The sequence below is a fragment of the Rossellomorea sp. ABR4_004 genome, from assembly GCF_056159585.1.
In genome coordinates this window covers 358,510-380,869 of record NZ_JBSWVM010000002.1, presented here as the reverse complement: position 1 = coordinate 380,869, position 22,360 = coordinate 358,510, and the positions used below count along the sequence as shown (strand labels likewise).

Below are 22,360 nucleotides of genomic sequence, written 5' to 3'. Positions count from 1 at the left end.
GGGAGACGTTTCAATGATCTGGCTGAAAAATGTGAAGCTTGAAGTAGGAAATATCGAAACTGAGGGAATGATCGAAACGAAAACAGAGACTTTTCATCTCGGGGTCAAGGAAGGGAAAATCGTCCAACAGCTGCCTCATACACAATCCATACCCGAGAATGCTGATGTAGTCTATGATGTGAAAGGTCACCTGGCCATTCCGACCTTTAAAGAAATGCATAATCATCTAGACAAAACCTATCTATCCCTTGGATGGAAAGCGACGAAGCCCGTTAAAAATCTGAAAGAAAGACTGCAGTTTGAAGCAGTGGAGCTGACAGAACTCGCACCAACGACCAAACAAAGAGCGAAACGGATGATCGAGGAGATCCTTTCAAATGGTTCAACGCATATCCGCACGCACGTAAACATTGATCCATACATTGGATTGAAGAACCTTGAGGGTGTCATCGAGGCATTGGACGAGTATAAACATGCTGTCACCGCAGATATCGTTGCCTTCCCGCAGCATGGATTATTAAGAGATTCCGTGCCGACATTGATGAGAGAAGCGATGCGAAATGGAGCCACCATGGTAGGGGGACTCGACCCTGCAGGGATCGATAACTCGATTGAAAAGTCACTCTATGAAACCATGAATATCGCGACAGAATTCAACGTGGATGTAGACATCCACCTACACGATAGCGGGCATGTAGGAACTTACACGATTGATAAGTGGATCGATATGGTGGAAGAGACGAACTGGCAAAACCGAACAGCCATCAGCCATGCCTTCTGTATCGGGGAGGTGCCGGTAGTGAAACAAATTGAATTGGCAGAGCGTTTGAGGGGAAATGGCGTTTCGATCATGTCGACCATTCCTTTGACAAAGTCCCTTCCGCCAATCCAGCTCCTGGATGATCATGGGGTGAAGGTCCATCTTGGGTGTGATGGATTCTATGACTCCTGGAGTCCGCTTGGGCACGGTGACGTGTTAGAGAAAGTGTATAAATACGGACAGGTGACAAGAAGAAGCGATGAAGTATCCTTAAGGGACAGTCTGAAGTGGATAACGGGCGGAACGACGGCATTGACGAAAACAGGTGAATACATGTGGCCGAAAGTGGAAGATGATGCAAGCTTTATATTTGTTGACGCCGCTTCATCAGCAGAGGTCGTTGCCAGAAGACCGAAACGACTGGCCGTGATGAACAAAGGGAAAGTGGTATATGGGTCTCTCTGGAGTACCCATGAGCTGGTGAAATGAAAGATAAGGTAAATGGAAAGCCCGTGTATCTCTACATGGGCCTCCTTTTTTGTGTGATCTGCTGGGGAAGTAATTTTATTTTCGGTGCGATATTAGTGCAATATTTCAAGCCGATGGAAATCGCTTTTCTACGGCTTATTTTTATTACTCTGTTCCTGCTAATAGTGTTCTTCAAGCCAATTAGACAACTTTCTTCGTTGAAATCCATGATCGTCCCCCTGTTCTTCATCGGTTTCATTGGCGTGACCTTGAATCACTGGAGCTTCTATGCCAGCTTGACCACGGCATCACCCGTAACGGCTGCCTTGATCCTGGCTACGGCTCCCATTTGTACATCCCTTATCAATTCGGCTGTATTTAAGGAACGCAAAAGCCCGTTTTTCTGGATGTGGAGCCTTCTCAGCTTTTTCGGCGTGCTTCTGGTCATCATGAAGAAGGGGACCCTCGTGATCGGTATGGGAGAAGGCTATATCTTCCTCACGATGCTTACATTTTCAGTGTTCATGATTCTTGTGGAACGATATGCAAGGCATCTTTCTTCTATTCTATTAACCTTTTATTCGACCATGGTGGGGTTCATCTTGATGACCGTGTTTTTGCCATTCTCCGACGTTTTTTTTCTGAGGTCCGTCCCCTTCAGTATATGGATGCTGCTTATTTTCACAGCGATCATCATGCATGGGATATGCCCGCTGATTTGGAATCACTGCATACAAGAAGTCGGCTCTACGAATACATCCCTGCTCCTGAATATAGAACCGTTTGTGGCAATGGTCGTCGGGTACATTGTCTTGAAAGAATCGGTAAGCCCTATGCAAATGATCGGGGCAATCACTATACTATTAAGCGTCACAATGGCTCTCCATTCCAATCGAATGGGACAGGGGGACAGGCACCTTGTCCCGACAAACTCAAAAACACTATGATAATTCCTACGGGACGAGGTGGCGGTCGCCTTGTCCTCCAAATTTCTACAACTATTTCCCCGGAAATTGATAAAAAATTATAGAATTCTACAAAGAGTGTTATGCTGATTCATCCATATTCTTCATTTTCAATAAATAGTCAACATTAAACTTCTAAAGGCGCTAAAACTTCTGTAGAATGATACGTAAATTGAGAGGGGGATGAATGATGGAACATACATATGGCTTAAACCCAGCATTACTTTCAGATTTGAAATCAATGAAAGAAACCTTTTGGTCAAACTCTTCACTAATATCCTGCTCTAATTCTAATACAAACCCTGTAGACGGGAGTGATATCTATGAAGCCGAAAAGAGGCTTCTCCGGTTTGCCGCATACATAAGACACGTATTTCCCGAGACAGAAGAGAAGGACGGGATTATTGAATCCCCTACCCAAAGGCTTCCGGGTATGCAGCTGGCACTACAGGAGTTTTATCACTCCACTATACCTGGAAAGCTACTTTTGAAATGTGATAATGAGCTGCCCATTGCAGGATCCATTAAAGCAAGGGGAGGCATCTACGAAGTACTGAAACTTGCAGAAACACTTTTGCTTGACCACGAAATGATTCAATTGACGGATGACTATTCCGTGTTAGCCGATCACTCGATTAAGGAATTCTTTTCACAGTACTCCATTGCGGTAGGTTCGACGGGAAACTTAGCCTTAAGTATCGGGACTATTGGCGCGGCTCTTGGTTTCAATGTGACGGTTCATATGTCGCGTGAAGCGAAAGAGTGGAAAAAGGAGCTTCTCAGAGAAAAAGGAGTAATGGTGATCGAGCATCAGAATGATTTCTCCTATGCCGTTGAAGAGGGGCGAAAGCAATGTGTGAAGGACTCGAATTGTTTTTTCATTGATGATGAAAATTCGAAGGATCTTTTCATGGGTTATTCAGTCGCTGCACTGCGCTTGCGAAAGCAGTTTGAAGAAAAGGGGATTGCGGTCGATAAGGATCATCCATTAATCGTGTATTTGCCATGCGGTGTTGGAGGCGGTCCCGGAGGAGTGACGTACGGATTGAAGCATGTATTTGGCGATCATGTTCATTGCTACTTTGCTGAACCAACCAATTCTCCATGTATGCTTCTTGGGCTTTCGACTGGCAAGCATGAAAACATTTCTGTCCGGGATATAGGATTAAGCAATCGGACAGAAGCCGATGGACTGGCAGTGGGGCGCCCTTCAGCATTAGCTGGAAGGATGGTGCAGGAACTGGTGAACGGCGTGTATACTGTGAACGATGAGAACCTATTTAGAATGCTGGCTCTTTTACAGAAATCAGAATCCATTTCCTTAGAGCCTTCCGCGCTTGCGGGGATGCTGGGGCCAACTTCCCCGCAGATACGAAAGCATCTTGAAACACTTTCGTTAACCAGTAATCAATTAAATCAAGCGACTCATCTAGTGTGGGCGACAGGCGGGGACTTGGTGCCTGCAGCAATTATGGAAAGCTATGTTGTTAAGGGGAGGGGATTCCTATAATGCAGAGGGACGGACCTCTAAATATTAATCCATTCCATATGGAAAGGTCCCCTGATTCACAGTTCTCTAAGGGAAAAGAGCCAGGGACCCTGTGAGATTTGGAGAGACGGACCTCTGCATGCCCTGTCAGAAGAATCACCCCGGTGGGATTTTATTAAGGTTTAGAGAACGACCTTGTCTAATATAGGTGACAATGATCAGTACAACGGGGAAAACCAATCCATAGAGTAAGACGTAGATCTGCATGGTTTCGGTAAATTCAATCATAAATGAGATATTTGGGAATAAATCGATGGATAATACATACATGAGTAAACCGAATGGAAGTGTAAGAACTTTGTAATCATGCAATTCAAATGTTTGAGCGAGACCAAGTGACACGGTATAGGTTAAGATCGTCAATTTCATGAAAACAGTTGTAAACCAAAGGAACGCCATCATCGCTTCCACTCGTTGAATAAAACCGCCTAAGTTGATTTGCTTGGCTAAATCATAGCTTGAATAGACGCTATCGGTTGTTTCTCCAACCCCTATGACAAGGATAGAAAGGGTGGAAATCAGGATCAGACTTCCCCCGCCAATGAATGTGCCTGTTAAAAAGCCTTTTCTGATCTTTTGAGTATTGACATAGGGGATGATCATTAAGAACACAATCAATTCTAAGAACGGAAACGTGAGAAAAGAAATACTTGCATTCATTACAGGTTTAAGACCAAATTCCAGAACGGGTTGAGCATACTTGAAATCGATCTGGGGAGCAACGGCGAATACTAATATCAAGAATAGCAAAAGGATCCATGGTAAAAATAATTCGGCTGTACGGGAAATGGTCTCCAGTCCTTGTCTGACAGCGAAGATGACCACCACTAAAAAGGTAAGAAGAATGACTTCGATCGGCGTTTCAACCATCATCACCGATACCATGAAGTCACCGATATCCCGAAGAACAAACAAACATAATAAAAAAACAAAGGTAAAGAAATATAGAAGCGACATCATTTTTCCCAACCACTTGCCGAGTAGTGCTTCAAGGATCTGAGAAAAATTCTTTCCAGGGAACTTGGATGCCAAGGTGGAATATAAAAAAATGGCAGCTGCACCACTTCCTAATCCAATAAATCCAGATATCCAGGCGTCTTGCTTTGCACCGGATGTGAGGATGGAGGGGATGATTAAGATGGTGCTGCCAACCGTATAGAACAGGACTAATACTGTAAATTGCCTGAGGCTTATCTTTCCTTTCTCTAACATGTTCGATCCCCCTTTCTTTATTCGAATAGTTTATAAAAAGAGTCTGTGATTGGTTTGAGGATATAGTCAATCGCTTTTAATGGAGTAGCGATGGGACCGATAAAGATTTGATAAATCAACAATCCTGTTCCAATAGCCATAAGAATGAAAAATGTCCATAATGCTCTAAAATGGTGATGTTTCCATAGAGAGATTCCATCTATATAGACGAAAACAAGTAATACGACACATATTCCAAGTATCTTCCACATGATTACTTACTCCCTTATTTGATTCACAATCGAGTGATTTCGTTTCCCGGTTTGCCGGATTTGTGCTTTTACCTTAATGGTTACCGGTAATTCAGTAAAATGATCATCCCATTCCTTCTTATTTTCCTGCCAAAACTCAGGGTTCTTCCGGTGGATCACTTCACCAAACCCGAATATATCGCTCTGGTAGTTTTCTTTCGCCGTCTTGACCGATTGCTGCATCTTATCCTTGATATCTCTTTCCACTTGATTTTCCAATTCTTTAATCGTTTTTGCTTTCTTAAAATCCATTTCACACTGAACCTCTCCAACATTTCCGGTTGTCTTTAGATTGACTTCAATGGAAGGCTTCCCCTTAGAGAATTTACTGGAAATTTCTGCCTTCGTTTTCAGAATTTCGATGGATACTTCCCCTTCTTCACTACATGGGACATTCACAACGGTGCTTTTGACATTTCCGACGATATAGTTGTATCCTTTACTTTCCGATTCGTTAAGCCATCCTTGAAGTTTGTCCTCCTTAAAGATAGCTAAATCGGTATATTGCAAACGGACAGGAGGATCAGCTGATTCGAGGTTTGATGAATATTCTCCAATATCGGGGTCACCAAGAATCTGTACTCCTGTGATAACGGCTTGCTTGCCGGGACTCATGAAATCATCAAATAATTTCCCGATTGTTTGAGCGACCGTCGGAGCCCAAACTTTTGATGATGTTTCTAACTTATGGAACAGGTTTTGAGCTGTGATTTTTTCTACGGGTACTAGCATTTTCAGTACTTGATGAGCTTCATGACCTTTTGCAATCACGACGTAAAAATCAGGGCGAAACTCCTGATCTCGTGCAAGCAAATCCATTGATGTTGCAATACCTTCCTTCGCCAATTCCTCACCGATGACTAGTATTCTCAGATGTGGAAAAAACGTTTTAAGAGGAACGGTCTTGGTCATTTTTCTAAGTGCTTCAAATACAGTATCTGCAGTTTCTTGATAAATGACGACGGGAGCTTTGCCCTCTCCTGAATGCTTACTAGAAATTTCACTTGGGTTCACCAATTGAACGGATACAAGAACCTTATCTCCTGCTTTATCAATCCCTAATGCCACTGCAATCCCAATTTCATCAAGCTCTCTGCTATTCCAACAACCACTTAGGAATAGAGAGGATATAGTCAATATAATAAGTAGTTTCCACTTCATTAACTTCACCTTTCCTTGTTGCCATTTCATTCAGGAGTTTTTCCCTGACGTACAATGTTTTTCTGACTAATCAAGCGTGGTCGTGTCACTATATATTTTCGAGGCAGTCTTAACAGTGTATCTTTCTGATCCTGCTTGATAAATGGTGCTATAGGGGACATGTAAGGAACCCCAAAGGAACGTAAACTGCATAAGTGGATGGACACGACAAACAATCCTAAAGCCATTCCGTATAAGCCGAGAGTGGCTGTCACTATCATAAATAGGAATCTCAAAATCCGGATGGAAATAGCGAGATTATAAGAAGGTATGATAAAGTTCGAGATGGCGGTGAACGATACGACGATTACCATGGCAGGTGAGACAAATCCTGCTTCAACCGCGGCTTGGCCGATCACCAGAGCACCAACAATCGAAACGGTTTGACCAATGGTCTTCGGCAGCCGGATTCCAGCTTCCCTTAAAATTTCTAACGTGATTTCCATTAAGATGGCTTCGAATAATGCTGGGAAAGGAACACCCTGTCGTTGGGCAGCTAAACTAATCAGCAGGTTTGTAGGCAGCATTTCTTGATGATAGGTACTTAAAGCAATATAGAGGGACGGACCAAGGAGAGAAACAAATAAGCTGAACACCCTCAATATTCGGATGAGGCTTGCGATATCCCATCTTTGATAGAAATCTTCTGCTGAATGGAAAAATTGAACGAATAGGGCGGGAACCAATAATACAAAGGGGGTTCCATCCACTAATATGGCGATTCTCCCTTCCAAAAGCCCCGCAGCTATTACGTCTGGTCTTTCCGTATTATAAATAGTGGGAAACGGGGAGTAGGATTGATCCTCTATTAATTCTTCAATGTAATTCCCTTCCAATATGCCATCAATGTCAATACGGTCAATCCGTTGCAGCACCTCTTTGACAATACTTTCATCTGCCACCCCATTGATATATAGAATGGAGACATCGGTTTGAGTTGAGCGACCTACTTTCCTCGCGATACTACAAAGTTTGGGATCCTTTATTTTCCTTCTAATAAGAGCGGTATTGGTTTGCAGTGTTTCAGTGAAAGCTTCCTTGGGACCTCTTACTACCTGCTCGGCTGACGATTCAGAAACGTCTCTCACCTTTTGGCTGGATGTTTTCAGAACAAAGCCTTTCGCGATGCCATCAATCAGAATAGGAGTATCTCCCGACAAAATTGATTGAATGAGTGGATCAAAACATTCCACCTCTTGTGTATCCCCAGGTATTGAAGAGCTTGAAATATCCCCGTCTAAATCCAGCTCAATGAGAGCAAGTTTGAACTCTTCTATCATTGTGTGATCAGCCATCCCATCTAAATAGACTAAGCTGGCACACTGATTTTCCACGTCATCGATCAAACATTCACTAAACCGCAAATCTGAAGTTTGGCCAAACACCTTTTTTATATCCCTGATATTTTCAGATAAGTCGCTAGATAGTGGTTTAACAGGTGTTGTTGATTCGCCTAGCTCATCAATGGACCCTCGTGATGTCTCTTGGTTCTTCCTTCTACCGTGCATCATGACCGCTCCTAATGAATCATTTCTAGTAGCTTTCCTCGACTGAAGGAGAATATTCATTTTCAGAGAATGATTGGTAATTGTTTTCTTTCAAGAAATTCTGCTATTATTACAGAAATTAGAAGAGAGTAGGGAGCAAGTGAGGCATGCTAAACCAGACCATGAAGAAAACCGATTATCACTGAATCATGTTCTCAGAAGAAATAGGAGGAAATACAAAAAAGACTGCTGGACAAAATTGATTCGTCCAGCAGTCTGCATGTTTATATTGATTTGAGTGCATATTTATGATAAATTAGAACAGAAACACTTAAATTGAGTAAATTAAAACATATTACCTCAATAATAATTATATAACATAATTTACTCTTTCGTCAACCCTCAATTTTTTACGAAAAGGAGTGCTTGGATGAATCTTGAAATTCGGCAGGAGCAGAAACGTGTGGACCGTGTCATTGAGACAATTGTGGAGCAAATCCGACGCCTGGAGGATGAAACAGGACGGCGCCAGGATGACGTGGTGGAGATACGCAAACACTTCTGGGATGAGGTCAAGGTGAATACGGATACGTTCGATGACTTTCTGGAAACCGTCCTCAGTTTGAGGCAGCAGGCACAAGTGTTGACCGTCAGTCAAAGCACTCACAGGCAGGCAGTAAAAAAATTATCTGCTCTACAACGCATGAAGGGCAAGCCTTATTTTGGACGCATTGATTTTACCGAAGAAGGAGAGACGGCACCTGAAAAGGTCTATATCGGCATTTCCACCCTCACGGATGAAAGTGGTGATGACTTCCTGATCTATGATTGGCGTGCTCCGATTTCAAGCGTTTACTATGATTATCCGCCAGGTCCCGCAGAATACACCACACCCGGTGGGACAATCGGAGGGACGTTGGAGAAAAAATGGCAGTATCTTATCCGGGACGGCGTCATCGACTCCATGTTCGATACCAGCCTGACGATTGGGGATGAAATTTTACAGGAGGTGCTTGGGAAACGGACCGATACCCATATGAACAGCATTGTGGCGACCATCCAGCAGAAGCAGAATCAAATCATCAGGCACGATCACGGCCGGCTCCTCATTGTTCAAGGTGCAGCGGGCAGCGGGAAAACATCTGCCGCCCTTCAGCGGATTGCGTATTTACTATATAAATATCGTGGCAGTCTCAAGGCTGATCAAATCATTCTGTTCTCCCCGAACGCCATGTTCAACAGCTATGTATCGAACGTATTACCTGAGCTTGGTGAAGAGAATATGGAGCAGGTGACCTTTCAAGAATATTTGGATCATCGATTGAGTGCGGAGTTCGAGCTGGAGGGACCATACAGTCAATTGGAATATGTCCTGACTGAAACGGGTGCCCCGTTGTACCGGACCAGGACGGCGAGTATCTCCTTCAAGGCATCGACGGATTTCTTTGACATCATTAAATTTTACAGAATATCGCTGGAGGAATCAGGGATGCGATTCAAAGGAATTAAGTTTCGTGGCAAGCCGATCGTCACAGCCAGACAAATAAAGGAACGATTTTATACCAGTGATACGTCACTGCGATTTCATAACAGGCTGGAAAAATTGACCGAGTGGATCAATAAACAGATCGATGAAGCAGAGAAGCTTGAACGTAGCAAGCCTTGGGTCGAAGAAGAAATAGAACTGATGAGCAATGAGGACTATCACAAAGCGCATCAGCACCTGCAGAAGAAAAATCCTTCGAATGATTATGAGATTGAGTATGAGGCGCTGGCCCGATTGATCGTTCGCAGGAAATTCAAGGGACTGCGAAAAGTTATCGGGAGATTTCAATATGTGGACGTGAAGGGAATGTATCATCAGCTCTTTGCAGATCCGGCAAACATTTCTGCATTATGGGCTGGGGAGATCCCTGAAGAGTGGGAGGATATTTGCCGTTCTACAGTGAGCATGCTCGAGGAAGGGGAACTGTCCTACGAGGATGCGACTCCTTTTTTATTGTTAAAAGAGCTGATTCTCGGCTTTCAGACCAATACGTCGATTAAGCATGTGCTCATCGACGAAGCTCAGGACTACTCACCTTTTCAATTCGAGTTCATCAAGCGTCTGTTTCCATCGGCTAAAATGACCGTCCTCGGGGACTTTAATCAGGCGATCTTTGCCCATGCCCGTAAGCACGTGGATTTCAGCACACTGACAGGACTCTACGGACAGGAAGAAACCAACGTGATCAACCTGAATCAGAGCTACCGTTCCACCAAACCGATCATCGAGTTCACACGCCGGCTTGTGCCTGGTGGCGAGCAGATATCGCCATTTGACCGGGACGGAGAAAAACCGGTGCTCACCAAGGTCGTAGATCAGGAGGAACTTCACCGCCGAATTGTAGCGAAAATAGAAGAATGCCAGGACCGGGACTATCATTCTATTGCCGTCATTTGTAAATCTGCGAGAGAAAGTGAAGCCGCATACGCCTCCTTAAGCGGTGTGGAAGGCATCAAGCTCATGAAAAGCGCTTCCCTTGAATACGAACAGGGTGTGATCGTCATCCCGGCATACCTAGCAAAAGGGATCGAATTTGACGCCGTCATCCTTTATGATGCATCCGCCCGATCATATGGTGACGAAAGCCTCAGCCGTTTATTCTACACAGCCTGCACAAGAGCCATGCATGAGCTGCAGCTATTCAGCGTAGGCGAACCGAGCCCATTCTTTGAACACATCGAAGCTGACCTATATAGTTACGAGCAGTCATAAATTGTCACTAAACTAAGGGACGGACCTTCAAAAAACAATAAAAATCCATTCATAGAAAGGATTTCTATTGAGAATGTAAGGTCCGTCCCTCCTTCTTGATCAACACGACAAACAAACTGGCGAGGATGCAGAATACTCCGGCGAGGAAGAATGCCCAGGTGTAGGAGTTGAAGAGTTGAAAGATCACCCCGCCGCCAAACGCAGCAACGGCGGCCCCGGCCTGGTGGGAAGCAAAGATCCAGCCATAGATGATCCCGCTTTTTGCAACCCCGAAGATTTGCCTCGAAATATTGATGGTAGGCGGAACGGTCGCGATCCAATCCAGTCCATAGAAGACGGAGAAGATGATGAGCAGCGTGACAGACCCTTCAGAAAGAGCAAAGGGAAGCAACACCAGGGAACCTCCTCTTAAGGCATAATACCAAAACAGCAGCCAGCGGTTATCGAAGCGGTCCGAGAGCCAGCCGGAAAGTGTAGTACCGACAAGGTCGAATATCCCCATGAAAGAAAGCAGTGATGCAGCCGTCACCAAGGGAATCCCGTAGCTTAGACAATAGGAAACAAAATGGGTACCGATCAAGCCACTGGTGGACAGTCCGCATATAAAGAAGCTACCGGCCAGTAACCAGAACTCCTTGGCTTTCACGGCGAGAAATAATCCGTTGAACGCCATTGTAATGGGATTATTAGTTGATTTTTCCTCTTCCTCCTGAATCCCTTCTTCATTTCCGTAGGGCTCGATGCCGATATCTTTAGGGGAGCTTTTCATAAAGAAGGCGATGATGAGTAACATGATGATACTTAGAATGATGATGAGGCTGATAGCCCCTCTCCATGAGTAACGGTCTATGATGATGGCTAAAACCGGAAGCAGGATCAACTGACCTGTTGCGGTACTTGCTGTTAATATTCCAACCGCAAGCCCTCGCCGTTTCACAAACCACCGATTGGCCACATAAGGACTCAGCACCGTTAGAAAAAGAGACGAACCTAACCCGATGATGATGCCCCAGATGAGAATAAGCTGCCATGGCTGACTCATGACCAGCGTGAGGAGAGTTCCCGCCAATAAAGTAGCCATCGATCCGATCATGATTTTCTTTAATCCGAGCACTTCAATGAGGGCCGCCATAAAAGGACCGGATATTCCGTACAAAAACAGGCCCACTGCGAACGCAAGGGAAATGATAGACCGGTCCCATCCGAACTCGACCTCAAACGGTTCAATAAACACGCCGGATGAAGACCGGACAATGCCTGCCACGATAATCGAAAAGAAAGAAATGGTTAAAATTATCCAACTGTAATGTAGACGTTTCATATAAATCACCTAATCTCATTATATATAGTTCACTGAAAATAAGTTGAACTATTTTTATATAAGTGAATGAGGTAGGGAATCGTTTGGAAATAATTGAAAATTAAGAATCGGAGGCGTCTGGGTGAAAGAATAAACCGGGGATGTCATGCCAAAAGGGAGTGGTAATGTGGGGGAATTGAAACGAAATTTGAATTTGTGTGAATTCAATTGAAAATAAGGGCTGGCCGAAAAGTCGTATTAACGACTTTTCGGCCAGCCCTTTATCTGTGAATTTCCAATGATTCCGTCCCAATCACAGAAACCTTAAAAATTTTTATCCTTCTCTGATTTTCGTTTAAAAAAGAAGATCGTCGCTACAATAAGGACTAAGATAATGGCCATCGGAATGATAACAAATAACGCAACTCCAGATTCTCCAAAGATGGGAATTCCTCCTCTCAGATGCTTGATCATAGCTTCTCTTTTCCCTTTTATTATTTCGGTAAAACTTTAGGGAGCACACTGGAATACATCGAGGGACGGACCTTGATCGAATAGAAAGAATACTAGAAAAGATGCTCTATTATTAATCAGGTTTTACTATATTTATTGAAAAATGAAACTTTTTCCAATAGTTTGCGTATAGAAAAATAAAATGGGTTTTTATCCCTTTATAGGCAAGCGGATGAGCATGTTAAGTTGGAAGGAGCGGAAGAATGAAAATAATAAAGACACTACTCATACCCTTTACATCTTTGTTATTCATAAGCTGTTCAAATGATCAACCGGTGCATCAGAAGGAACAGGAATCTCCGATTACATTCACACAAGATGAACAAGAGTTCGAGATTATTTACATGTATGATGAAATGAAGGAGTACATTAGCCGCGTACGTGAGAAATCTGGAAGTAGTAATGAAACAGTGTACATTGAAAAGGTTTTTGAACCATTCAAAGAGTTGTCCGATATGGAAGGTTTCAGCTTAGCTTACCCTTTTGAGCCCACGTATGAATTGGACAAGTTAGAGGAATCGATCGCTGCCCTGATTCAGGATAAAGATTCCACCGATCAGATCATCAAAGAATCCTTAATCAATTCGGCAGAGCAGCTTCCGGGAGAAAATAAGAAAATTATTGTCTTACCGGCAAATCCTGAAAATACGCTCACTGTGGAAGAGATGGGCGGTGTCGAAGGGGTCGTCCTGGCGGAGGATGTGATTGTGTTGAAGCTTTCGGCATCATTCGATAAAGACATATTGAAGTATACGGTTGCCCACGAATACAACCATGCCATTGAGGGAGAAAGCAATGATGGCATGAGGCACACTATATTGGGTGCGGTTGTGATGGAAGGGAAAGCAGATGTGTTTGCAAGTACCCTCTATCCACAAATCGATGTCCCCTGGAAAGAACCGATGAATGCAGAAACAAAAGAAAAAGTAGTGAAAGAATTAATGGATCTCTCTGATTCAAGTGATCCAAGACTTTACTTAGGTCTCAGAAGCGGCAATCCTTCAAAAGGTATCCCTCAATGGGCCAACTATAAAATCGGATTTGAAATTGTACAAAGCTATTTGAAAAATCATCCTGAAGTTTCGATTGGAAAGTGGACGAGCATGCATGAGCAGGAAATCATTGCAGGAAGTGATTATGTGGGAATTACAGCGCACGAAGAGTAACCAGAATGTACAAATAATGGAGGAAAAACAATGGACAATACCGACAAAAGAAACCGTTTAGATGAAGCTCCTTTTCAGTATCGGATCAATAAAGATCAAACTGTCTTTATCGAATATGAAGGAAAACGGGTGAAAATTTTAAAAGGGAAGGAAGCGGAAAAGTTTATTAAAAATGTGAATGCGGCTGAAAATGACAAAACCGTCCAACTGATCATGGCGAAGATAACAGGTAATTTTAAAAGGGGGAATGAACGGAAAAAGAGGTGAGTGTGAAGTTCTCATTAAAGGCGGAGGAGGCATCAGTATCCATCTTGAACAGCGTACACGTTACATCTATTTGGAGGAGTTAAAGATGAATCCCTATTGTAAATCAGCATTACATCAAATTCAGATTTGTATCAAAACCCTGGTGAAAATGATCAACCAATTGGAAGAGAAAGACCTACAAATAAGACCTGCTCCAGACAAGCATTCCGTCGGAGAACTTTTAGAGCATATTGCGCTCATTTGTGAAGCGGATTGGCGCATCTCCAATGAAGCTTCTCAAGAGGATATGGAAGCTTATTATTTATCGGTTTCATATCAAGACTTAACATCGATACGAGAAAGATTACTTGAACATTTCGAATCACTTTGTTCTAATTATCAAAACTTATCAGAAAAAGCTCTTCTCAAGGAAACAATCTCCCATTGGGGAGTGACGTATACAAGATATGAATGGCTGTTAGAAATAGTCGCTCATATGTATCATCATAGAGGACAACTACACTCCATGCTGGTGCATTGTGGCAAGGATCCAGGGCTTTTATTGTTTGAATAGAGAGAGGGACTTAAAAACTAACACCTCCTAATTGATAAATAATGACATCAATGTGGGCTTTTTTCATAAAATATTTCTGAGGTGAAAAAAATGCCAAGAGTTAAATACACAGATGCAGATGTTGCTTTGATGGCAAGGATGATGCGAGCGGAAGCCGAGGGTGAAGGGAAACAAGGTATGTTATACGTCGGAAACGTCATCGTGAATCGTGCGAAAGCGGATTGTTTAGACTTTAAAAAGGTGAGAAGTATCCGACAAGTCATATTTCAAGTACAGGGAGGAAATTATTCTTTTGAAGCCGTTCAAAAAGGGAACCTCTTTTATAACAGGGCGAGGTCAGTTGAAAAAAAATTAGCCAAAAAGAATTTGGATTTTTGGGCCCAGCACCCGGCGAAATATGCTCTTTGGTATTTCAACCCCTATGCCCCATGTCCTCCAACCTGGTACGATCAACCTTTTTCCGGTCAATTTAAAAATCATTGTTATTATGAACCGGCAGCGGGATCATGTGCAAGTGTTTATACGGGTGGGTAACTATACTTTTTTCCATCTGGTAAATTTTGAAGGGAGCTTCCTGGTTAGCAGGTGTTCCCCTTTTTTAGTTGAGATATTATGGTAAAATCAGGTTATGAATTCAATTAAGAAAGGAGCATCCCATGAACTTTTATGTTGCATCAAGCTTTCATAACATTAAACAAGTACGTGACGTCAGTGAACGATTGAAAAGAAAAGGGTATATCCATACATATGACTGGACTCAGAATAGCAAGGCTTCCACCGTTGAGGAGCTGAAAAAGATTGGTGAAAAGGAGAAACAGGCTATCATCGAATCCGATGTGATCCTCGTGTTATTGCCGGGGGGAAAAGGAAGTCATGTTGAACTTGGGATAGCGCTTGGCCTCAATAAACGAGTCATTTTATATTCCCCTCATAACGAAATAAGTGACTTTGCTTTGACAACGACATTCTATCATTTGCCAGAGGTTGAAGTATGTACCGGAACCGTTGAGGAGTTAGTGGACTATGTGACTGCAGGAAACGTTCTATGAAAATAGTAAATCAAGAAGAGCACATCCATTATACTTCTCCTTCAAGGCAGGAAGTGGACGACTTTATCAGGGAGCATAACATCCATTCCTAAGCCATCGAAGAAACAGAGGACGCCACCACCCTATTACTTCAAACATTGCATAGGCGACCGATTCTATTAAAAACAGGGAGAACATGATGGAAATCCAATTTGATATAAAAGAACTCCTGACTACCACTCAATCAAATGACAGAACCATCTTAGGAATAGACGGCTTAAGCCGTTCCGGAAAAACAACGTTCGTGGAGCAATTGAGGGAAATCCTGAAAAAAGAAAAGATAGATCACCATATCTTTCATATCGATGACCACATCGTTGAACGCAATCAGCGATATCATACTGGATTTGAAGAGTGGTATGAATATTTTCACCTGCAATGGGACGTTCGTTGGTTAAGAGAAAATTTTTTTCGAAAGCTGAATGAGGACAATGAAATCAGCCTTCCGTTTTATGATCCACATACGGATACCCACGACTATAGAACGATTACCATGCCTCAGTCCGGTCTTATCATTGTGGAAGGTGTTTTCCTCCAGAGAAAGGAATGGGCAGACTTCTATCATCACCTTATCTTTTTGGATTGTCCCCGGGAAAAGAGATTTATGCGGGAAGCAGAGACTGCTAAACAGAAGCGGGACAAGTTTGAGAATAGGTATTGGAAGGCGGAAGAATATTATATGAATACCTTTCATCCAAGGGAAGGTGCGGATATTGTTTTGAAGACTTGAAGATTAGTTACTTATATCACTTACAGTTGTTATTCATACACCTTTTATTACTGGACTCAATAGGGTCCAATTTTTTATTTTAGAAAACCATATTTGTCTTAGCTTCGTCTATTCATGTGGGAGGGAAGACAGTGGAGGAAATATCAGAAATGAAAATTCATTCAATAGATAGAGTGACGATCGAGGAAATGGTAGATCGGTATGGAGAGGATGTGTGGAAGCTGGTATTCTCATATGTCCGACAAGAACAGACTGCCGATGATCTCACTCAGGAAATTTTTATTAAGCTTTATAAAAAGATGGATACATTTGCCGGACATTCAACTTTGCGTACGTGGATATGGAGGGTGGCCATCAATCATTGTAAGGATTATTTAAACAGCTGGTATAAGCGAAAAGTGTTCCCGGAAGAAGATGGGCATTTTCAAATGTTGAGTTCCGGCAGCTCGGTCGAAGGGGCCGTCATTCAAAAGGATGAAGACCGTCAACTGGAAGAGGTCGTTTTGGAGCTTCCTCTTAAGTACCGGGAAATCATTTATTTATTTTACTACGAAGAATGCTCGATTAAAGAAGTCTCTTTCCTTCTCGGTGTTAAGGAAAATACGGTGAAAACAAGATTAAGGAAAGCGAAGCAATTGATGAAGGAAAGGCTGGTGATCGAATGATGGAGGAGCGTTTAAAAAGACTCCGGAAAGCGATGGATGGTGGTACGTTTCAGCGAATGCCTTTTACCAAAGACAAGAACCAAATGATTAAAAGAGGAATCGAGAATTCAAGGGGGAACGACCAGGATATTCTGTTACACATCCTTCAATTGCTAGTGAAGGAGAAGACGGGGCACGAACTGCTTATACAACTTCGTGCCAGGGGAATCAAAAAATATGAAGAGAGACAAGGCTTTCTATATTCCAATCTTCACAAATTGGAGCAGGACAGGATACTGGAATCTTCTTGGGAAGAAGGGACAAAGTTATACAGAATTTCAAATCGGGGCAGAAAGCTTCTTCAACAAATTGAAGAAGGAAACCATAGAAACATGCATTCCTTCAAAGCATTGCCTGAGGGGGGAATAGCCGATGAGTGAAAAGCATATGGAATATTTGGATAAAGTCATTCAGCATGTACGCTACAAAGAAGCGAAACGCTTTGTAGCGGAGGAACTCCGTTACCATCTGGAGCAGGAAATGAAGTTGTTGAAGAAGTCGGGTATGAACGAAAAGGATGCGGAAGAAAAAGCGATTCAGCATATGGGGAGTGCAGAACGTCTCGGTCGGGAAATGAATAAACTTCACCGCCCTAAGGTGGATTGGGTCATGATTGGACTGGTTCTGTTGCTCTCGTTGATAGGAATTCTCCCCACTTTGCACATAAGCGAAGAATTTTATAATGATAATGGTTATTTAGTCAGGAAAATAGTCTATCTTATAATCGGGATTGTCCTTAGTCTTTCGCTGATGATGTTTGATTATAGAAAGCTTCGTGCAATGAAGTGGTGGATTTATGGATTAACTACTTTGCTTCTAATTTCAATAACTGTTTTGCCAAATACCTACCTCAATGGTGAAGCCCAATTCCGAGTCTCAAGCTTTAGCATTGATAGTACAACGGTTTTAACAGCACTTGTAATTTCATGGATGGTTTACCTGGGATCTGCCAAGGCAGGGTTTTGGAGGTCTCTTCCTCTTTTTGCAGTCAGTCTTTGCACATTGATGATAATTCCGAGCACTACTGCCGTTTTCGTGTTCACTTTAACGGTTACAGTCTTGCTTTGGTTTCGTTTTAAAAGAAATAGAAAGCATATTTTATGGGGATACATTGGAATGGCCATTGGGAGTGTGGTATTGATAAGCACCATGGTACCTCTAGTACAGCCTTATCAGTTGGAAAGATTATATGCCTTTGTCAATCCGGGAGAATATAAAAATACGAGTGGTTACATGTACTTTCGAAACCATGAACTCCTGACAAGAGGAGGATGGTTTGGTGAAACTGGAGGAAACGAGGTTATCAATGAACCGCACACCAACTTTGCCTTTACAACCATCACCTACCATTATGGCTGGATAGCAGGCGGTGTTTTAATCTTAACTGGACTCTTCATCATATACAGGATGATCCGTCATATCAAAAGGATCAATGATCTCCTTGGACAATTGATCATCATATGCGGTGTGACGTTATTCTCAACTCAATTTCTCTATAATATCGGAATGATCTTAGGGGTCCTGCCTCTTACCGGGATGTCTCTTCCAATCGTAAGCTACGGATTGAATCCGACCTTACAGACGTCGATAGTAGTGGGGCTATTCCTTAGTGTTTATAGAAGAAAGAATCTCCTGACTTCCAGGGAAGTCGTTACCTTTAATATGAAGCAGTAAGAAAATAAAGTCTTACAATAAATAAGTTTAATGGAATAATATGCTAAAATGGAATTGTGTAAAAAAGGGGGAAGTTATCATAGACAAAATCTATATGCTACATGGTTTTATGGGAACAGCACAAACCCATTTTACAAATCAAATATCCAGTTTAGGTGATCGATACGAACTGATTCTATTAGATTTACCCGGACACGGAAACTCAAGATTGGAAGCAACGGATCACTATTTTGAACATACTCTCGACTTCCTAACCACTCAGCTAAGAGAAAAGGGAGCTGGGTATATAATCGGTTTATCGCTTGGAGCATCATTAGCCATGCATATGGCCTTAAGAGAGCCGGATTTAGTAAACGGAAAGTCCTGACCGGTTATTCACCCTTTATTCCTGCTGAATTGAAAGAGGTCATGGAAAAACAAAATGAGTATTTTCTGAATATTGAACAAAATGATAAAGAGACTGCTCAGCATTTTAACAACCTTCACGGTCATAAGTGGAAAAATACGATCAAAAAAGTACTTCATACAATGACATTTCATTATCCGGCAGTCACCAGGGAGGACTTACAATGCATTAAAGTACCGGTTCTAATGCTCAATGGCAGCCATGATGCGCACGAAGTAGAGGCTGTTACCTATGTTAAAAAATCCAACCCTGACATTGAAGTCGGACTGATTCCAAATGCAGGACATACGGCAAATATCGATCAGCCCGACATTTTTCATCATTTGGTAGATGAGTTTTTTGAAAGAATCAAGGACGATTGGATGAACAAATCTACACTTAGTATGAAGTAAATCATTTTGCCATTACTTAAAGCTTTATCAATTATAGAATGGGGGAAATTCTATTGAGTTCAGGAGATCAACATACACAAACGATTTATTCACCACCCAAACACATCATCTCAGCAGCAACGATCGTACAGAATGAAAAAGGAGAAATCCTGTTAATCAAAGGTCCACGCAGAGGATGGGAAATGCCGGGGGGACAAGTGGAAGAAGGCGAGTCCCTGAAGGAAGCGGCCATCCGGGAAACGAAGGAAGAAAGTGGGATTGATGTTGAAATAGTCAAATTTTGTGGGGTGTTTCAGAATGTAAGCCGTTCGATCTGTAACACACTGTTTTTGGCAAGGGCGGTCGGAGGGAAACCGACCACATCCTCGGAAAGTCTGGAGGTCGGGTTCTTTCCGGTTGAGGAAGCCTTGAGTATGGTCAAGTGGAAGAACTTCAGGGAAAGAGTCGAATACTGTTTGGATGAAACGAAACACCCGTTTTATATCGATTTTTGATACGGCGATGTATCGCAAAAAGGGATAAATTCAATGTGCCTTCATACTTTGTATAAGAGGTGATGAATGATGTGGTGGTTTGCGATCCTCATAGCGGGATCTTTACTATTTGCTTTACTCATCGATATCAGGCGAAAGAAAAGGGGAAACGACCGACATGTACAGGGGGATCACCCTTCTGCTAAACCTGGTGAAGATCGGAATTACACCATGGGAGGGGGCCGTGACTCCGGTGGCGGCTCTGGGCATTGACCTGAAGAGCTTAGAAGTATTTGAAACTACGGCAGCTTTTCAAAAACCATAGATTGTCTATTGAAAAAAATGCCATTATACTTCTAATTGAGAGATGTAGACGAAAGGGGACTTCAATCAGACATGTGGACAATCTTGTAATGATGAACGAGATCAATAGACTATGAACCTATCATTCTGACGGGAGAAGTGTGTCTATTTGACCATCATGTACAAGGAGCACCTGGTGTGATTGAATACCCGACACGCTGAGTGGATACTTGTGTATCCGCTTTTTTTGTGCAGGGATATATACATCTCTTAATGACATCTATTCGCTTCCTGTAAAAATTGGAGGAAAATGCAATGACCAATCTAAAAGGTAAAGTGGCAATGGTGACAGGGACAAGCCGCTCAAAAGGAATAGGGGCAGCGGTTTGCCGTTCGCTTGCCGGTGCAGGGGCAGATATCTTTTTTACCCATTGGACCGTGTTTGATGAGGAGAGTGGAAATGGAGTAGAGAATGAATTTCCGGAAACCTTATGTAAAGAATTAAAACAAATGGGCGTACGTGCCTTTCATATGGCGGCTGACCTGAGTGAAGACGGATCGGACCGTCGAATAATGAATCAGGTGGAAGAAACAGTGGGTACTCCAAGTATTCTAGTAAACAATGCCACATTCGAATCACCGGCCAATTTCCGGACTTTGAATAAAGACCTTCTGGATAAACATTATCAAGTGAACAATAGCGGGACCCTCATGCTGACGATGGAGTTTGCGAAGAGATATGAAATAGCCTTTCCTGAAAGAAAAGACGGGCGGATCATCAACATGGTGTCAAAGGGTCCAGATCCCAATAATCTGGCCTATATCGCATCAAAGGGCATGTTGATTGCCATCACGGAGCCATTATCCGTCGGCCTCGCGCCAATTGGCATCACCGTCAATTCCATTGATCCGGGTCCTACCGATTCAGGGTGGATCAGTGACGAATTAAGGGAACACTTACTTCCAATGTTTCCAATGGGACGCCTAGGTGAACCCGAAGATGCAGCGAAGTTGATCCGATTTTTAGCCAGTGATGACTCCGGATGGATAACCGGGCAGCTAATAAAATCTGAGGGTGGTTTTTTAGGTAAGTAAATAAGAGTGACGGACCTCCAGCTAAGCGGAGGTCCGTCACTCTTTCCCTAAGGAAATTATTTTGGGATTTTATCTTGAATGAATTTCTGGTCGATAAAGGGCATGATCGGAATGATTTCACTTATTCCCTTTTCAGATATGGCGTCTAAGGCAAGTTCATTCAGGTACTCTTTCTTCAGGAAAGGGGCGATTGCGACAATGGATTTAAGTCCGTTATGCTTATACCCTTCTTTCACACAATGAATGAGCATTTCCTCGCTAATAAAGGGTGCCATGGAAGGTAAACCTTTCAGCCCATTTGATTCAAGTTCCAATTTGGCACATGAATCTATGATATCCTGGCTGATGAAAGGTGCCAAGGAGGTCAGGGCTCCCAACCCATAAGACTCACATTCCCTCTTTGCACATTCGTCAATGATATCCTGGCTGATATACGTTGCTATTGACGATAATCCCTCCAGGCGCCTTGATTCAAATTCTTTTAAAGCCAATGCATCAATCGAAGCTTGATTAATGTAAGGTGCTATTAAAGAGAGTTCTTCTGGAGATAATTCTCCCTGCACGTTTTGATAGACCATGTCAGCCTGGTCTAATGTAAGAATGGGTGCCGCGTTTATGAATTCTTCCTTTTGGATGGGCTTGGAATCAGCAAGTGTCTCGTTCTCAACCAGTTCTTTGACTAACCGTGTGCCTTTCGTATGTGATAAAATATCGTCGATGCTGACTTGAAATATCTTTGCAAGCTCAGGTAGTTTAGAGATATCGGGCATTGTCTGCCCCCGTTCCCAGTTACTTATCGCTTGGAAACTGGTCCCTAACAGATCTGCAAGCGCCATCTGTGTAATGTTTTTTTCCTTCCTTAACTGCGCGATTTGTTTCCCAACTTTTTTCATATCGAACAAAACAATCACCTCATTTAATAGTATAAATTAAGTGTAGCTTTCATTAAGGAGAAAACCTATCAAGCATTGCTTGAGTTCCCAAAAAAAACGGATTCAAGTATGAGT

Annotated in this window: 25 protein-coding genes; 18 read left to right on the top strand and 7 right to left on the bottom strand. The window is 42.7% G+C overall.

The genetic code is table 11. From position 1 onward, the window contains the following. Positions 1-13 precede the first annotated feature (13 nt). The 3 genes from ACXAF2_RS14725 to ACXAF2_RS14715 all read left to right on the top strand — a co-directional run bounded on the left by ACXAF2_RS14725 (position 14) and on the right by ACXAF2_RS14715 (position 3,703). Entirely contained in the window at positions 14-1,249 is a 1,236-nt protein-coding gene (locus ACXAF2_RS14725; protein WP_475139733.1) for an amidohydrolase, read from the top strand. Beyond that, positions 1,246-2,175: a DMT family transporter gene (locus tag ACXAF2_RS14720; protein WP_475139731.1), complete on the top strand. Its 930-nt coding sequence runs from the start codon at positions 1,246-1,248 to the stop codon at positions 2,173-2,175. The genes ACXAF2_RS14725 and ACXAF2_RS14720 overlap by 4 nt, the downstream gene beginning before the upstream one ends. Before the next feature lie 208 nt (positions 2,176-2,383). Beyond that, positions 2,384-3,703 (top strand): D-serine ammonia-lyase, encoded by a 1,320-nt coding sequence (locus tag ACXAF2_RS14715; RefSeq protein ID WP_475139729.1) that lies wholly within the window; start codon positions 2,384-2,386, stop codon positions 3,701-3,703. A 135-nt stretch (positions 3,704-3,838) separates the two neighbouring features. Here the strand turns inward: ACXAF2_RS14715 and ACXAF2_RS14710 are convergent, their stop codons facing one another. From ACXAF2_RS14710 to ACXAF2_RS14695, 4 genes are read right to left on the bottom strand one after another with little or no spacing between them, the layout of a single operon-like run. Then, entirely contained in the window at positions 3,839-4,954 is a 1,116-nt protein-coding gene (locus ACXAF2_RS14710) for a GerAB/ArcD/ProY family transporter (RefSeq protein ID WP_475139728.1), read from the bottom strand. A 17-nt stretch (positions 4,955-4,971) separates the two neighbouring features. After that, positions 4,972-5,205 carry a hypothetical protein gene (locus tag ACXAF2_RS14705; RefSeq protein WP_475139727.1) on the bottom strand — a complete coding sequence of 78 codons (234 nt, stop codon included), beginning with the start codon at positions 5,203-5,205 and terminating at the stop codon, positions 4,972-4,974. 6 nt (positions 5,206-5,211) lie between these two features. Next, on the bottom strand, positions 5,212-6,405 hold the full coding sequence (locus ACXAF2_RS14700) for a Ger(x)C family spore germination protein (protein ID WP_475139725.1): 1,194 nt from the start codon (positions 6,403-6,405) through the stop codon (positions 5,212-5,214). A gap of 26 nt (positions 6,406-6,431) precedes the next feature. Next, the gene (locus ACXAF2_RS14695) at positions 6,432-7,955 is read right to left on the bottom strand and encodes a spore germination protein (RefSeq protein ID WP_475139724.1); all 1,524 of its coding nucleotides are present in this window, start codon (positions 7,953-7,955) and stop codon (positions 6,432-6,434) included. A gap of 406 nt (positions 7,956-8,361) precedes the next feature. On the opposite strand from ACXAF2_RS14695, the gene helD reads away from it, so the two are divergent. Further along, the gene (gene helD / locus ACXAF2_RS14690) at positions 8,362-10,689 is read left to right on the top strand and encodes an RNA polymerase recycling motor HelD (protein ID WP_475139721.1); all 2,328 of its coding nucleotides are present in this window, start codon (positions 8,362-8,364) and stop codon (positions 10,687-10,689) included. Between the two features lie 64 nt (positions 10,690-10,753). Here helD and ACXAF2_RS14685 read toward each other — a convergent pair whose 3' ends face one another. Both ACXAF2_RS14685 and ACXAF2_RS14680 read right to left on the bottom strand, forming a co-directional pair. Next, on the bottom strand, positions 10,754-12,010 hold the full coding sequence (locus ACXAF2_RS14685; protein WP_475139719.1) for an MFS transporter: 1,257 nt from the start codon (positions 12,008-12,010) through the stop codon (positions 10,754-10,756). 303 nt (positions 12,011-12,313) lie between these two features. Then, positions 12,314-12,463: a hypothetical protein gene (locus ACXAF2_RS14680; protein ID WP_475139717.1), complete on the bottom strand. Its 150-nt coding sequence runs from the start codon at positions 12,461-12,463 to the stop codon at positions 12,314-12,316. A 242-nt stretch (positions 12,464-12,705) separates the two neighbouring features. Here ACXAF2_RS14680 and ACXAF2_RS14675 point away from each other — a divergent pair, with 242 nt between their 5' ends. From ACXAF2_RS14675 to ACXAF2_RS14610, 14 genes are all read left to right on the top strand, one after another. Beyond that, positions 12,706-13,668 (top strand): DUF2268 domain-containing putative Zn-dependent protease, encoded by a 963-nt coding sequence (locus tag ACXAF2_RS14675; protein ID WP_475139715.1) that lies wholly within the window; start codon positions 12,706-12,708, stop codon positions 13,666-13,668. 30 nt (positions 13,669-13,698) lie between these two features. Beyond that, positions 13,699-13,935: a hypothetical protein gene (locus tag ACXAF2_RS14670; protein WP_475139713.1), complete on the top strand. Its 237-nt coding sequence runs from the start codon at positions 13,699-13,701 to the stop codon at positions 13,933-13,935. Positions 13,936-14,020: 85 nt separating this feature from the next. Beyond that, on the top strand, positions 14,021-14,488 hold the full coding sequence (locus ACXAF2_RS14665) for a DinB family protein (RefSeq protein WP_475140412.1): 468 nt from the start codon (positions 14,021-14,023) through the stop codon (positions 14,486-14,488). A gap of 90 nt (positions 14,489-14,578) precedes the next feature. Further along, positions 14,579-15,022 (top strand): cell wall hydrolase, encoded by a 444-nt coding sequence (locus tag ACXAF2_RS14660; RefSeq protein WP_475139711.1) that lies wholly within the window; start codon positions 14,579-14,581, stop codon positions 15,020-15,022. Positions 15,023-15,144: 122 nt separating this feature from the next. Continuing rightward, positions 15,145-15,537, top strand: coding sequence for a nucleoside 2-deoxyribosyltransferase (locus ACXAF2_RS14655; RefSeq protein ID WP_475139710.1), 393 nt, complete (start codon positions 15,145-15,147; stop codon positions 15,535-15,537). A 178-nt stretch (positions 15,538-15,715) separates the two neighbouring features. After that, a complete protein-coding gene (locus ACXAF2_RS14650; protein WP_475139708.1) occupies positions 15,716-16,306 on the top strand; it encodes a kinase in 591 nt (196 codons plus the stop codon). A gap of 131 nt (positions 16,307-16,437) precedes the next feature. After that, complete coding sequence (locus tag ACXAF2_RS14645; protein ID WP_475139707.1) at positions 16,438-16,971, top strand: sigma-70 family RNA polymerase sigma factor; 534 nt, start codon at positions 16,438-16,440, stop codon at positions 16,969-16,971. Beyond that, positions 16,971-17,390, top strand: a complete 420-nt coding sequence (locus ACXAF2_RS14640; RefSeq protein WP_475139705.1) for a PadR family transcriptional regulator — start codon at positions 16,971-16,973, stop codon at positions 17,388-17,390. The genes ACXAF2_RS14645 and ACXAF2_RS14640 overlap by 1 nt, the downstream gene beginning before the upstream one ends. Next, a complete protein-coding gene (locus tag ACXAF2_RS14635) occupies positions 17,383-18,684 on the top strand; it encodes an FtsW/RodA/SpoVE family cell cycle protein (RefSeq protein ID WP_475139704.1) in 1,302 nt (433 codons plus the stop codon). The genes ACXAF2_RS14640 and ACXAF2_RS14635 overlap by 8 nt, the downstream gene beginning before the upstream one ends. Positions 18,685-18,778: 94 nt before the next feature. Beyond that, entirely contained in the window at positions 18,779-19,051 is a 273-nt protein-coding gene (locus tag ACXAF2_RS14630) for an alpha/beta fold hydrolase (RefSeq protein ID WP_475139702.1), read from the top strand. Between the two features lie 41 nt (positions 19,052-19,092). Beyond that, positions 19,093-19,482, top strand: coding sequence for an alpha/beta fold hydrolase (locus tag ACXAF2_RS14625; protein WP_475139700.1), 390 nt, complete (start codon positions 19,093-19,095; stop codon positions 19,480-19,482). 53 nt (positions 19,483-19,535) lie between these two features. Further along, positions 19,536-19,976: an NUDIX hydrolase gene (locus ACXAF2_RS14620; protein WP_475139697.1), complete on the top strand. Its 441-nt coding sequence runs from the start codon at positions 19,536-19,538 to the stop codon at positions 19,974-19,976. Between the two features lie 66 nt (positions 19,977-20,042). Continuing rightward, a complete protein-coding gene (locus ACXAF2_RS14615; RefSeq protein WP_475139695.1) occupies positions 20,043-20,228 on the top strand; it encodes a hypothetical protein in 186 nt (61 codons plus the stop codon). A gap of 345 nt (positions 20,229-20,573) precedes the next feature. Next, positions 20,574-21,353: an SDR family oxidoreductase gene (locus ACXAF2_RS14610; RefSeq protein WP_475139693.1), complete on the top strand. Its 780-nt coding sequence runs from the start codon at positions 20,574-20,576 to the stop codon at positions 21,351-21,353. A 56-nt stretch (positions 21,354-21,409) separates the two neighbouring features. Here the strand turns inward: ACXAF2_RS14610 and ACXAF2_RS14605 are convergent, their stop codons facing one another. After that, a complete protein-coding gene (locus tag ACXAF2_RS14605) occupies positions 21,410-22,246 on the bottom strand; it encodes a helix-turn-helix domain-containing protein (protein ID WP_475140410.1) in 837 nt (278 codons plus the stop codon). Positions 22,247-22,360: the final 114 nt, after the last annotated feature.